Below are 13,103 nucleotides of genomic sequence, written 5' to 3' on the forward strand. Positions count from 1 at the left end.
GATCGCACGACGAGCTGTCCTAAAGAGCCGTCCTACGAGCCATCGGCAATAAAAAACAGGAAGGCGATCGCCCTCCTGCTGGTGGTTGCTATGCGTATCCAAGAACGGATGGAGCGGACGCAAGGCCCCCTGCCACCTGTTTCTGGACGGGTTTTAGACTTCTAGACAGGTCTTAGACAAGTCCTAAACAAGTCTTAGACAAAATCCGAATCAACCCGAATCCAGAGATAGACCCTAGTGGAATCAGTGGAATCAATAGAACCTAGTACGCCAGCCCCATGCTGCGGGTGGTTTCGGCACCCAGATAGACCCGAATGCTCAGGAAGTCAGTAGGGCAAGCCGTTTCGCAGCGCTTGCAGCCGACGCAATCTTCGGTGCGGGGCGAGGAGGCAATTTGTCCGGCTTTGCACCCGTCCCAGGGCACCATTTCCAGAACGTCTAGCGGGCAGGCGCGGACGCACTGGGTGCAGCCGATGCAGGTGTCGTAAATTTTGACTGAATGCGACATGGATATAGAGGCTCCAAACGATCTAGCGACAGGGTTATATCAGAGTAATGCTGTTCGGGCTGCGGCAGGGCGATCGCAAAACGCTGAATCCCTTGACCAGACCGAACCATAACCTTTTGCAGTCGAGACTAGTTTACAGCAGCGCTTTTGCCAGATTCAGAAAACCCTCGAAAAACTTCAAACAACGTAATATCTCAGTTTCAAAATCAATCGTGTATATCAGAAACTCTCCAGTTTCAGCAAGCTTGTTTGAACACTGAAGAACCCCCCTTCAAATTGCAAAGCCTGATGGACACTGGCATGGATTATTAAATTAACCTTGCTTCCCTCCCAAAAGCAGGGGACTCACTTCATAATCTACCTGGGGTATTCCCAGAAACCGTAAATTCACTTGAAATTGAACTCTTTTGAAATTTTTGAGAGGCCTAGACTATGGGTTGGCTAAGTAGACTATTCCCCGGCAGCAAGAAGCCTGCAAACGCTTCCGCTGCTCCTGCACCGGCTCAGGCAGGCATCCCCCCTGAAAAGGTTGGGCTGGATGGCGCGTTTGATGAGAGCGGTCTGGCAAAGCGTGTGGCGCTGGCCTTCGACGAAGATCCTCAACTGGACGATCTGGAGCGCCTGTGGGTAGCGCAGTTGGGCAGCAAGGTGGTGCTAAAGGGTGAAGTGCCCAGCCAGGATTACTTGAGCCGTGCGGTGTCCATCGCTCGCGGCGTGAATGGTGCAACAGACGTAGACACCAGCCAGGTCAAAGTTGGCTAGGCAGGCGGTCTGCTGACTGCACTAGCACTGCATAATCACGACACGAGCTGCGATCGCCCTCAGGATCGCCCTCAGATCGTGATTCACAACACAATTCCGACCCGGAGACCTTGCTATATCTTAGTCAGACGTTCCTTTCGAGAGCGCAATATCCGGGTCGGGGTAGGGTTTGAGGTGGCTTTTCCATCCAGAGTCCTGCTCCGTTTTCTTGGGATTTGGCTAAGCTGTCTTGAACGAAAGCCTGGTTCCTGAGGGCTTGTGTTGCCTTGGGGCCATGCAGAGCGTCCTAGAGCGTGCTTTAAAACCCTTTGATCCCCCCTATCCCCCCTTCCTAAGGGGGGAACCGGGCAAAACTGCTCCGGAAGCCCCCCTTTTTAAGGGGGATTTAGGGGGATCGACTTAGGGCAATCAACGACCTAGAAAGTTTAAAGTTTTAAGACACAGTTTAGCGAAAATAAGTTTGATAGCCTTGAGATAAGGGTGTGTTGCACGATACGCAGCGCATCCTTATCTATTTTTAGTTCAAGTTACGGCTAGCGTTGCGGCTCGGACAATTGGCGCAGTTGAAATTGGCGCAGTTGAGGTGCTGCTGCAACAGAGTCGCAAGATTGGCAGAGTTGTAAAGCAACAAAGTCGCAAGACAATAGAGTTGCAAGGCAACAAAGTCGCAAGGCAGCAGAGTCGCAAGGTCAGCAGTCTAGGGGCGATCGCCCGCGAAACGCCCATCCCAAACGCCTCGCCAGCTACCAAAAACTGCAAGGCGAACTCGCTTGTCCAGAACAGCAGCAAGATCAGCAGACCCAGCTTGCTGAAAAACAGCGCTAGAAGCCGATTCACAAACAACTACAAAACCATTCCAAGTTGCGTGCAAAGCGCCGTAGCTCAAAGCATTAGCATTAACCGACGTGCGCCAGCCGCGAGGCGTATACCTGCTGATAATAATCCTGATATTCAGCCGAGAGCAGCGGTTGCCACCAAGCGGCGTTGTCCAGGTACCACTGCACCGTCTTGCGGAGGCCGGTTTCCAGCGTTTCGGCAGGCTCCCAGCCCAGTTCGGTTCTGATTTTGGTGGCGTTGATGGCATAGCGGCGGTCGTGCCCCGGACGGTCTTTCACAAAGGTAATCAGCGAACGGGGATCGGCGGGCAGGCTAGGGGCCAGTTCCGCCATCAGGTCACAGAGCTTGTGAACCAAGTCGATATTCTTTACCTCATTGTTGCCGCCGATGTTGTAGGTTTCGCCTGGTTTGGCCTGGTGAATCACCGTATCCAGCGCTCGGCAGTGGTCGCCCACATACAGCCAGTCGCGTACATTCTGCCCATCGCCATACACAGGCAGCGGCCGCCCCATCAGGATATTGATGCACATCAGGGGAATCAGCTTTTCGGGAAAGTGGAACGGGCCATAGTTGTTGGAACAGTTGGTAATCAGCGTCGGCATCCCGTAGGTGTGGAAATATGCCCGCGCCAGATGGTCGCTGCCTGCTTTGGAGGCGGAATAGGGGCTGTTGGGCGCGTAGGGCGTGGTTTCGCTAAATGCCGGATCGTCGGGGTTCAGGCTGCCATACACCTCGTCGGTGGAAACGTGAAGAAATCGGAAGTGGTCGGGCTGTCCCATGCCATCCCAATGCTGCCGAAACGCTTCCAGCAGCGTGAACGTGCCGACGACGTTGGTTTGCACAAACGCAGCCGGGCCAAGAATCGAGCGATCGACGTGGGATTCTGCCGCCAGATGGGCCACTGTGTCGATCGCCTCTTCTCGCAATAGCGCGTCAATCAGCGGGCGATCGCAGATATTCCCCTGCACAAACCGGAAGTTGGGATTCGCTTCTAGGGGTTCCAGCGTTTTGCGGTTGCCTGCGTAGGTGAGCGCGTCCAACACAACGAGGCGATCGCCCGGATACTGCTCAGCCCAGTGATAGACCAAGTTTGACGCGATAAAGCCAGCGCCGCCAGTGATCAGAATGCGGCGGGGGGTGCGGAGGATGGAGGTCATAGGAAGGGAAAGAGATGAATTAGGTTGGGGAGTTAATCTTGGGATGCTTTGGGATGCCTGAGGTAAGCAGAGGTGAGATGGGATGAACCCCTTCCCTCAACAAGACACTACGCGATTCCCTACGCCAGGTCGATCTGGCAATCGTCGCCAATCATAAACCGCAGGGCCTTGGGCCGCTGAGGCGCAACGCGCAGGTTCGCCCGCTGACCAATGACGCTATCCACAATGCGCTGGTGAATGCCCACGATTTTTGCCTGTTGTAGGACAACGCTGTGTTCCAGATCGGTCTCGATCAGCGTCACGCCATCGGCAATGCTGCTGTAGGGCCCGATGAAACAGTTTTCGATGTGGCAATGCCTGCCAATGGACACGGGGCCGCGAATGGTAGAGTTCACAATCTTGGCCCCTTCGCCGATTTCCACACGACCAGAAATTTGACTACTCTCATCCACATCGCCGCGAATGCTGGACTGCAAGTAGTTGTCCAGAATCAGCCGATTGGCTTCTAGCAAGTCGTCTTTTTTCCCGGTGTCGAGCCACCAGCCCCGGAGCTTAAAGGCTTCGACTTTGTGATTCAAATCGATGAGCTTTTGGATAGCATCAGTAATTTCCAACTCGCCCCGGGCTGAGGGCTGGATCTGGGCGATCGCTTCGTGAATCTTGGGCGAAAACAGGTAAACCCCCACCAGCGCCAGATTAGACGGAGGCACTTTGGGCTTTTCTACTAAACGCAGGATGCGCCCGGTTTCATCCACCTCGGCCACGCCAAAGGCGGTGGGATTTGGCACTTCGCACAGCAGCGTCAGCGCGTCCAGCGTGTTGGTCTTAAACTGATCCACCAGTCCGTCCAGACAGCCTTCTACCAGGTTGTCACCCAGGTACATGACAAACGGCGCGTCGCCCAAAAATGGCTGGGCGATTTTGACCGCATGGGCCAAACCCGCAGGCTGGTCTTGCAGGATGTAGGTAATCTGGGCACCAAACTGGCTGCCGTCGCCCGTTTTTGCCTTCACCTCGTCGCCCGTTTCGGGGCTGATAATGATGCCGATTTCCGTGATGCCGCAGGCGGCGATCGCCTCCAGGCCGTACCAGAGAATCGGCTTGTTTGCCACGGGAACCAGTTGCTTTGCGCCAGTGTAGGTCAGAGGACGTAGGCGCGTGCCTTTTCCGCCAGAGAGAACGATGGCTTTCATGGGGTCACCAGAGGTTAGGGATGAGAACGGTCGCGATTTTGGATTTTGGATTTTAGATTTTGGACTTGGATTTTAGAGGACGATTGGGTAAGGGCGGAGGGTTCTAGGAATGAGCGGGCACAGCGGCTTGCAGGTCAGCCAGCATTCGCCGCAGGCTTTGCCGCCAGTAGGGGAGAGAGTCTCCGAGCAGGGCGGCGGTCTTTTTGCCCGACAGCACGGAATAGGCAGGGCGGGGCGCGGGCAGGGGATATTCGTCGGTGGTGATGGGGACGACGCGCTGCACGGTGAGCGGATAGCCCAGGGCTTCGGCTTCTTCAAAAATGGCAACTGCAAAGTCGTACCAGCTAATCACGCCCGTATTCGTAACGTGGTAGATGCCGCCGATGGGGGCTGCGGGCGCGGTCGTAGAGGCATTCAGAGCGCGGACGGTGAAACCTGCGATCGCCCCTGCCAGATCCGCCGCCCAGGTGGGACTGCCGATTTGATCCATGACCACGCGCAGTTCTTCGCGGCTGCTGCCCACGCGCAGCATAGTCTTCACAAAGTTCCCTGTGCCATACACGCCGTAGACCCAGGCCGTTCGCAAAATCATGAACTGATTGGGGCGATCGCCCAGCACGTCCTGAATCCCTACCTCTCCCAAATGCTTCGACTTAGCATACGCGCCAACGGGATTGGGCGTATCGGTTTCGAGATAGGGGGTATTCTTCGTGCCGTCAAATACGTAATCTGTGGAAATGTGAATGAGGGATGCGCCTGTTTCCTTGCAGCATTCCGCCAGGATTTTTGGAGCCATGCCGTTAATGGTATTTGCTAGTTCTGGTTCCTGTTCTGCTTTATCTACCGCAGTGTAGGCTGCCGCATTCACAATTACGTCCGGCTGGAGTTCGCAGATCGTTTGCTTGAGTGTGTCCGGCGCGGCAAGGTTCAAGCGAGTGCGATCGCACGCAATCACGTCCCCAATGGGCGCGAGCGATCGCACCAGTTCTTGCCCCACCTGCCCGGTTGCGCCCGTGATCAAAATCCGGCTCATGCAAACACCTCCGCCTCGCAGAACGGCGTACCCGCTTGGTCTTTGGCAGAGAGAATTGGTTCGCCCTCCAACGGCCAGGCGATCGCCAGATCGGGGTCATTCCACAAAATGCTGCGCTCGTGCTGCGGCGCGTAATAGTCCGTCGTTTTATACAACACTTCGGCAGAATCTGACACCACCACAAACCCGTGGGCAAATCCCGGCGGAACCCAAAGCTGCCGCTTGTTTTCGGCGCTCAGTTCGCAACTCACCCACATGCCAAAGGTGCGCGAGGATTTTCGCAAATCGAGCGCCACATCGAAGATTGTGCCCACGGTAACGCGCACCAGCTTTCCCTGAGTTTGCTGAATTTGGTAATGCATTCCCCGCAGCACGTTTTTAGCAGAGCGGGAATAGTTATCCTGCACAAACCGAAGCCTTAGCCCAGTTTTGTCTTGAAAAACCTGCTCGTTGTAGCTCTCAAAAAAAAAGCCGCGACTGTCCCCAAACACCTTGGGTTCCAGGATCAGCACGTCGGGAATTTCGGTCGGAACGACGTTCATTCAAGCCTCTCGCATTTCACTCGGTTGCATTCACTTAGCGCGATCGCTCGCAATCCATTTGCCCGCACCCCGCACCCCGCCATCCTTAGTTTATGTATCCCTACTCATGTCACGGAGTCATGTGCAAATTACGCCAGCGCAGCCTTAGCGCAGCCCCAGCACAGACCTAGAGTGCCCGCTGAGCTTCGATTGTTAACGAATGCAATCTAGATTCAGTAAAGCTACGGGAAAAGGCGCGGTCAGCAGAGTTTGGAAAAAGATTAAGAAAAAATTAGCAACAGGTGAAGCTTTGGTAGATGTCGGCTAGCGCACCTGGGATCGGCTTCGCAATCCGTTACATGTAGCGGCAGATGTATTTTTATAACTGAATCTCTATGGCGCGGTCTCGCAGACGGGGCGGGTTCGTTGGGCTGAGGGAGCGCTCCCTTGCCGGGGTTCGAGGAGTGACGCAGCGATGGATTAGACAGGCGCTTCCCGTAGGGATTGCTTTGCGAATCGCCCTACTGCTGGCAGGCAGCCTGTCGCTGGGTGGGCTGGGCGTAGGCAGCGCTGCGGAGCCGTTAGATAGGGCCGCAGAATCTGAGGTAAGGCGGTTTGGAACCGAGTGTCCGGTGAATCGGCCCGTTGCCCAGGAAGCTGAGGTAGCGGGGCCTTTGGCGAGCAACGCTGGGGGGCATTCAGCGCCGTTGTTCTCCAGCGTGAGCGATATGCTGAGGGCACTGCCGCTGGCGGCTCCATTTCCCCAGATTCACCCGCAGGCGCGGCTGGGGCGTGTGCCTGTGCTGATGTATCACGACGTGCTGCCCCGCAAAGAGGTGTTTTTTGATGTCACCCCAGCAGAGTTTGAAGCGCACCTGCAAGCCATTCGGGACAACGGACTGACCCCGATTCATCTGGATCAACTGGTGGCGCACCTGGCCACGGGCGCACCGCTGCCGCCGAAGCCTGTGCTGCTGAGCTTTGACGATGGCTATTTGGGGCATTACGAACACGTTTACCCGCTGCTGAAGCAGTATGGCTATCCCGGCGTGTTTGCGATCTACACAGGCAAAGTGGAGCGCAACTATGGGCGACCGGGGCTGACCTGGGCCCAACTGCGGGAGATGGCGGCCGACCCGCTGGTGGCGATCGCCTCCCACAGCATCACCCATCCCAAAAACCTGGCTGATTTGGACGACCCTGAACTGCGCTGGGAAGTGACGGAATCCAAGCGCATTTTGGAAGAAAAGCTGGGCGTTTCGGTAAAGCACTTTGTCTATCCCGAAGGCAACTACGACGAGCGGGTAAAGGCAGCCGTGCGGCAAGCGGGCTATCGCTCGGCGCTGACCATGAGCAACCAGGTCGATCGGTTTGCCAACGAATCGGAGGATTTGCTGAGCATCGACCGCCTGGGCCAGTCGAAACTGTCGATGGCGATCGCCCAGGCCGACGGCGGCGCACCCTTGCCACCTCCGGGCAGCGCCTTCAACTTCACGGCTCCGGTTCGCAAGCGCCAGCTAGAGCTAGACGGCGTGCGGCTGGTGCTGTTTTCTGGCGGCCGCCCCGTGACGCTCCACGCCGACAGCCGCTATCAAGTGTCTGAAATTATTGCCAACACGCCCGCCGTTGCGGCGGTAGATGGCGGCTTCTTTTCGATGAAGTATCTCGATTCCAACGTCATGATTGGCCCGGTTTATAGCCAGAACACAGGGCAGTTTGTGCCGGGGAGTGCCTGGGATATTTCCAAAATCGGCGGTCGGCCGCTGGTGCTGGTTGGGCCTGCTGGCGTGAAGTTTGTCCCTTTCAACCCGCAGCAGCACAACACGCTGGCAGGAATTCGCAAGCTGATGCCCGACGTGACGGATGCCTTTGTGGCCGGGGCGTGGCTGGTGAAGGATGGAAAGGGGCGATCGCCCGCCTCCTTCCGGGATTTGTTTGGCTTCGACGTGCCGCGCCACCGGGCGTTTTGGGGCATCGACCAGGCAGGACAGCCCGTGGTGGGTGTGTCCAAGGAGCGGGTCGATTCGGTGGCGCTGGGCGAACTGCTGAGTCGGGCAGGGCTGCGGGAAGTGGTGATGCTGGATTCGGGTGCAAGCGCGTCGTTGGCCCACGGAGATGAGTTGCTGGTGGACTATACGCCCCGCCCCGTGCCCCACGCCGTTGCGCTGTTTCCGCCCGTCGAAAGCGAGATGGCGCAGGGCTGTAGTGAACTTCCTGTGGCCAGGGCCGAGTCTGGCTGCAATGGGCGCGATCGCTGTCTGGATGCCCTCACCGCGTTTGTACCGGGCACTGCGCCGCTGGATTCGGTTCCTCGATAAGTCCCCTGCGATTCCTGTGCCGATGATTCCTGAAATCTGTCATGACTCAACCTGCGACCTCCTCTTCACAGCCGACTGAATCGCCCAAGCCGCCCAAGCCGACGGTCTGGGTGCGTCCTCGACCCCTGGGCTGGCGCAGTGCGTCAACCAGCGGGCGATCGCCCCATGCGTTGAAGCGGTGGGTTGGGCGGTTCTGGCTGCCGCTGCTGCTGGGGCTGGGGGTTTTGCTGGGGGCATTGGGCCTACATTCGCTGGGGAACCCCTCAGTGTGGAATCCGCTGCTGCGCGTGGGTCGCCTACCCTGGCTGGAGATCCAGGCTGGCCAGATCGTGGGGCAACGGGAAAACCCAGGGGCGATCGCCCTCTCCACTTCAGCGAATCCTGCCGGAGATCTGACCGAAGACCGTGACGAAGGCCGGGCCCCCCGACCGCTGCCCCGCTACGGACACTTCGCCTTTGCCGAAGCCGACCCAGCGGATTTGATGGTCGTCGCCAGCTATTCCCAGGACGTGGCCCAGCGGTTTGAGCAGTTGCACACCGATGCGGGGCTAGCACTGCTACAGATGATCGACGCGGCCCGGCTGGAGGGCGTGTGGATTGTGCCCGTGTCGGGGTTTCGGGACTATGAGCGGCAAACTCGCCTGTTTCGCATGAAAACCCATCAGTACGGCTCAGCAGAAGCAGCAGCACGGGCGGTGGCTCCCCCTGGCCACAGCGAACACCACACAGGCTATGCCATTGACCTGTCGGACGGGCTGGCGCGGGCGATGGACATCAGCCAGGCCTTTGGCAAAACGGCGGCCTATGCGTGGCTCACGCGCCGCGCGGCCGAGTTTGGCTTTGAGCTATCCTTTCCTGAAAATAATCCCCAGGGCGTGCAGTACGAACCCTGGCACTGGCGCTACGTCGGCACTCCGGAGGCACGGCGGCTGTTTGAACCTGCCAAGTCTGAGGTCAGGAGCGTGGGGTAGAGGTTGATTTTGGATTTTGGGTTTTGGATTTTGGATTTTAGAGTGGGGTAAATCAGCTTTTCACGGGGCGGATGAGGACAACGGGGGTTTGCTCGTCGGCGTTTCCGGCGGGGTTGCTGATTAGCGCCTGGGTTAGAAACTCGTCGGTGAGTCCGGCGGTGGCGGCCAGCACTTTCACGGCTTTCAGGTCGTTCACATCGACGATTGCCGCCGCCAGTCCGGTTTCGCGCTTGATCTGGTCAACCACCTGCTGTGGATTTTCGGGCCCCAGCACGATGAACTGGTCGTAGGGCGGCAGTGTGCCCGTCACGTCGTCGATCAGCCTTGCCTGCTCGCCCGCAAGCTGGTAGAACAAGCCCGGTTTTTTGAGGAACTTTTTGGCGATCGCCCCCAGCAAAAATGCCCCCGCCACGCGCCACGGCCCGACGATGTTCACCAGCGTTTGCATTCCGCAGGCCGTAGCCAGGCTGGAGGTGGGCAAAAAGTAGTAGCACAGGCGCTTGGCCAGCCAGCCGGGTTTGATTTCCGAGGGATGATGAAAGCGGTCTTGCATAATGGCGACGGGCGTTTCGCCAATGGTCACTACGTCGCCGGGCTGGGCGTGGGGCATGACGTAGCGCTTCACCACCGTTACGGGATCATCCAAATGTGTCAGCAGGTGGGTGCGAATGGGCAGCACGTCGGCAGCGGCGGTGGGTCGCCAGCGGTGCGAGTCTTCGCTGCTGGGAAACTTCAGCGGCACCATCACATGACGCACCTTGGGAATGCGGCCCTGGGGGCCGTAGGTGATGTAGTGAATCCGCACCCAGGCGGCTTGCAGGCTGCTGAGGTCGGGGCCTTTGATCTCCAGCGTTACTTCGGCATGGGTCGTCTTGCCAACTTTGACGATATAGCCAAACCAGTAGCCATCGGCGCGGGCGGGCGCGTCGGCGTGTTTCGGCGTGACCCAGATGCGGTGCGTAATGCCGTCGAGGGAGTCTTTGGAAAGCAGCGTCACCTCGGCCTCTACGTGGGGCACCATGATTTCTAGCCGCTCGGTCAGGTTGCGAAACTCCACATCGCCCACCAGCACGTAGCGATCCGGCTCGTAGACATCCAGGTTCCACTCGCCGGGAGTGAGTACCAGTGCATTGCCCGGACGACGGCGAAACTGGGCTTCCCAGGCGATCGCCCCCAGTCCCACCAGCCCTGCTGCAATCCCCAATCCCGTTGTGATGATTCCCACGTCCGTTATGCTCCCAACTATCGCCCTTCAGACTCTTCAGACTATTACACCAGAAGACTACACCAGAAGGCTGGACAACCCCGGTTCCTTGAAGCAATCGTCTTAGGTCAGAGATAAATTTACAAACCTTATTATTCTGCGTTAGGATGCACTCGGAATTCCTAATTTTTTAATTTTTATAAAAGCTGTTATTGCGATGCTGTTATTGCGATCAACTGTCCCTAAATCTTCAAAGTCGTAGTCGCAGAATCGTAAGTGTCAGGTTTCCTGCGTCCCATATTCCTTCCAGAATTCTTTAGCGCTGCAATCCGCCCACGCTGCTTGGATTCTAGGATTTGGTAGACGGCGGGTTCTCGCGTACTTTATCGGTTCAGTTGATGGTCGATTGATTAGCTCAAGCAATACGTTAAGCCTACTAGACTGAGCGCAAGCCTACACGGAGCAACTATGCAGAGATTGGTTGGAATTGAGCGGGCGTGTTTGATTGGGCATTTGGTGGCGATGGCGTTTGGGCTGGCAGGTCTGCTGCTGGTGATGCCCCATCCCGAATTTTTGACCCATGTGCCCGCTGGTCAAACGCTGTTTCGCTGGAGTATGGCGGGCGGCGGCGTGGTGTATATCCTGCTGGGGGCGATCGCCGTTTCGATTTATGCCTACCGGACGCTCGGTCTGCGGGCGTGGCTCACGTTCCTCGTCTGCTCTGTGGGGCTGTCCCTCACCAGCGAACTGCTGGGCACCAGCACGGGCTTTCCCTTTGGACACTACAGCTATCTCAGCGGCTTGGGCTACAAAATTAACGGCCTGGTTCCCTTCACGATTCCGCTGTCCTGGTACTACCTGGGGCTGTCGTCCTACCTGCTGGCGCGGGCAGGGCTGGAGACAGACAAGCCTACATCTGGGTTTCTGACCGTTGCGCGGGGAGCGGCGGCGGTGTTCCTGGGGGCGCTACTGCTCACCTCTTGGGACTTTGTGCTAGACCCCGCTATGAGCCAGACCGCGATGCCGTTCTGGTATTGGCACCAGCCCGGTGCGTTTTTTGGAATGCCGTATCAGAACTTCGTTGGCTGGCTGGGCACGGGAGCGGTGTTTATGACCGTCGCGGTGCTGCTGTGGGGGCGGAACGTTGCCAAGCCTCAAGCGAGCCAACTGAACTTTCCGCTGACGGTTTATTTGGGCAACTTCGCCTTTGCAATGGTAATGAGCCTCGCCTTTGGGTTCTGGATTCCGGTGCTGCTGGGCATTTTGCTGGGTGTGATTCCGGCGGTGCTGTGCTGGCGGCAGAGCTACCTGCTGAGTGAAAAATCGGCAGCCGCCGAAGCATCCATAAAGCCTTCAGTCCGCGTCGGAGCGAGTGCCAATTGAGCGATCTAAACCTGGCACCGTTGCAAGCTGATCTCACTGGCTGGCTTGGGGCGATCGCCCTCCTCCTCTTACTCATCCAACTTCCTGCCACGGCAATCCTGCTGACCCGTCTGCTCAGCGCCGCCCGTCGTACTGCGCCCCTGCATCCCCAAAGCGCAACGCCAGCTATGCTGGGCAGCGTCAGCGTTGTGATTCCCACGCTGAATGAAGCGCATCGGCTCCAGCCCTGTTTGAATGGGCTGACTCGCCAGGGCTATGAACTGCGGGAAGTGATTGTGGTCGATAGCCATTCCCAGGACGGCACTGTGGATTTGGTGAAAGCCGTTGCCCAGCGCGATCCGCGATTTCGCGTGGTATACGACGATCCGCTGCCTGCGGGCTGGGTTGGTCGTCCCTGGGCGCTTCACACCGGCTATCTGCACAGCCCCCATAGCGAGTGGATCTTGGGCATCGATGCCGACACACAGCCGCAGCCGGGGCTGATTCCAGCATTGCTCCGGGCAGCTCAGGCAGATCAGTATGACCTGATTACCCTTGCGCCGCGATTTATCTTGAAGCAGCCAGGGGAATGGTGGCTACAGCCTGCGCTGCTGATGACGCTGATCTATCGGTTTGGGGCGGCGGGGAGTCCGGCCGACGCGCCTGAGCGCACGATGGCGAATGGTCAGTGTTGCCTGATTCGGCGATCGCTCTTAGACTCCCTCAACGGCTACACCTGTGCCCGCCAGTCCTTTTGCGATGACGTGACGCTGGTACGCGAGGCGGCCCGGCGCGGCGCAAAGGTCGGCTTTCTCGACGGTTCCAGCCTGCTGAAAGTCCGCATGTACGAGGGCATGGGTGAAACCTGGCGCGAATGGGGGCGATCGCTCGATCTCAAAGATGCCAGCACCCCCGCTCAAACCTGGAGCGACGTAGCGTTTTTGCTTGCGGTGCAGGCGCTACCCTGGCTACTGGTTCCGGCGGTGCTAACGATTCTGGCAGTCCGTCCTACTGCTGCCTCGCCAACCCTCCTCGCCCTGCTAGCACTCAACCTCTGTTTGCTCCTGCTGCGCCTCGGCACCCACTTCGGCATCCGCTCCGCCTACGATCGCCCCGGCAGCCGCTTTCCTCTTGCTTTCTGGCTCTCTCCCCTCGCTGATCCGCTAGCTGCCCTCCGCATCCTCCGCTCTGCCAGCCGCAAACCCACCCAATGGCGCGGCCGACAGTATGAGTGATG

Annotated in this window: 11 protein-coding genes; 5 read left to right on the forward strand and 6 right to left on the reverse strand. The window is 58.0% G+C overall.

Features of this window, described 5'->3' with window-relative positions; all coding sequences use genetic code 11:
* Positions 1-262 precede the first annotated feature (262 nt).
* Positions 263-508 carry a photosystem I iron-sulfur center protein PsaC gene (gene psaC, locus HNI00_RS11265; RefSeq protein WP_012307203.1) on the reverse strand — a complete coding sequence of 82 codons (246 nt, stop codon included), beginning with the start codon at positions 506-508 and terminating at the stop codon, positions 263-265.
* A gap of 432 nt (positions 509-940) precedes the next feature.
* Between psaC and HNI00_RS11270 the strand changes: the two genes are divergently transcribed.
* On the forward strand, positions 941-1,270 hold the full coding sequence (locus HNI00_RS11270; protein WP_316793354.1) for a BON domain-containing protein: 330 nt from the start codon (positions 941-943) through the stop codon (positions 1,268-1,270).
* 896 nt (positions 1,271-2,166) lie between these two features.
* Here HNI00_RS11270 and rfbB read toward each other — a convergent pair.
* The 4 genes from rfbB to rfbC all read right to left on the reverse strand — a co-directional run bounded on the left by rfbB (position 2,167) and on the right by rfbC (position 6,032).
* On the reverse strand, positions 2,167-3,264 hold the full coding sequence (gene rfbB, locus HNI00_RS11275) for a dTDP-glucose 4,6-dehydratase (RefSeq protein ID WP_316793356.1): 1,098 nt from the start codon (positions 3,262-3,264) through the stop codon (positions 2,167-2,169).
* A 119-nt stretch (positions 3,265-3,383) separates the two neighbouring features.
* Positions 3,384-4,457: a glucose-1-phosphate thymidylyltransferase gene (locus HNI00_RS11280; protein ID WP_316793358.1), complete on the reverse strand. Its 1,074-nt coding sequence runs from the start codon at positions 4,455-4,457 to the stop codon at positions 3,384-3,386.
* A 103-nt stretch (positions 4,458-4,560) separates the two neighbouring features.
* On the reverse strand, positions 4,561-5,490 hold the full coding sequence (gene rfbD, locus HNI00_RS11285; protein WP_316793360.1) for a dTDP-4-dehydrorhamnose reductase: 930 nt from the start codon (positions 5,488-5,490) through the stop codon (positions 4,561-4,563).
* Positions 5,487-6,032, reverse strand: a complete 546-nt coding sequence (rfbC, locus tag HNI00_RS11290; RefSeq protein ID WP_316793362.1) for a dTDP-4-dehydrorhamnose 3,5-epimerase — start codon at positions 6,030-6,032, stop codon at positions 5,487-5,489. Before rfbC ends, rfbD begins: the two co-directional genes overlap by 4 nt.
* Positions 6,033-6,406: 374 nt before the next feature.
* Between rfbC and HNI00_RS11295 the strand changes: the two genes are divergently transcribed.
* Together HNI00_RS11295 and HNI00_RS11300 are read left to right on the forward strand one after the other, a co-directional pair.
* Positions 6,407-8,329, forward strand: a complete 1,923-nt coding sequence (locus HNI00_RS11295; protein WP_316793364.1) for a polysaccharide deacetylase family protein — start codon at positions 6,407-6,409, stop codon at positions 8,327-8,329.
* A 41-nt stretch (positions 8,330-8,370) separates the two neighbouring features.
* Positions 8,371-9,300, forward strand: a complete 930-nt coding sequence (locus HNI00_RS11300; protein ID WP_316793366.1) for a M15 family metallopeptidase — start codon at positions 8,371-8,373, stop codon at positions 9,298-9,300.
* A 52-nt stretch (positions 9,301-9,352) separates the two neighbouring features.
* On the opposite strand, the gene HNI00_RS11305 is transcribed toward HNI00_RS11300, so the two are convergent.
* Positions 9,353-10,525 (reverse strand): hypothetical protein, encoded by a 1,173-nt coding sequence (locus HNI00_RS11305; protein WP_316793368.1) that lies wholly within the window; start codon positions 10,523-10,525, stop codon positions 9,353-9,355.
* A 447-nt stretch (positions 10,526-10,972) separates the two neighbouring features.
* Between HNI00_RS11305 and cruF the strand changes: the two genes are divergently transcribed.
* Both cruF and cruG read left to right on the forward strand, forming a co-directional pair.
* Entirely contained in the window at positions 10,973-11,887 is a 915-nt protein-coding gene (cruF, locus tag HNI00_RS11310) for a gamma-carotene 1'-hydroxylase CruF (protein WP_316793370.1), read from the forward strand.
* Entirely contained in the window at positions 11,884-13,101 is a 1,218-nt protein-coding gene (gene cruG / locus HNI00_RS11315; protein WP_316793372.1) for a 2'-O-glycosyltransferase CruG, read from the forward strand. The genes cruF and cruG overlap by 4 nt, the downstream gene beginning before the upstream one ends.
* Positions 13,102-13,103 lie beyond the last annotated feature (2 nt).

The organism is Thermoleptolyngbya oregonensis NK1-22, from assembly GCF_032705245.1.
In the GTDB taxonomy this organism is placed as follows: domain Bacteria; phylum Cyanobacteriota; class Cyanobacteriia; order Elainellales; family Elainellaceae; genus Thermoleptolyngbya; species Thermoleptolyngbya sichuanensis.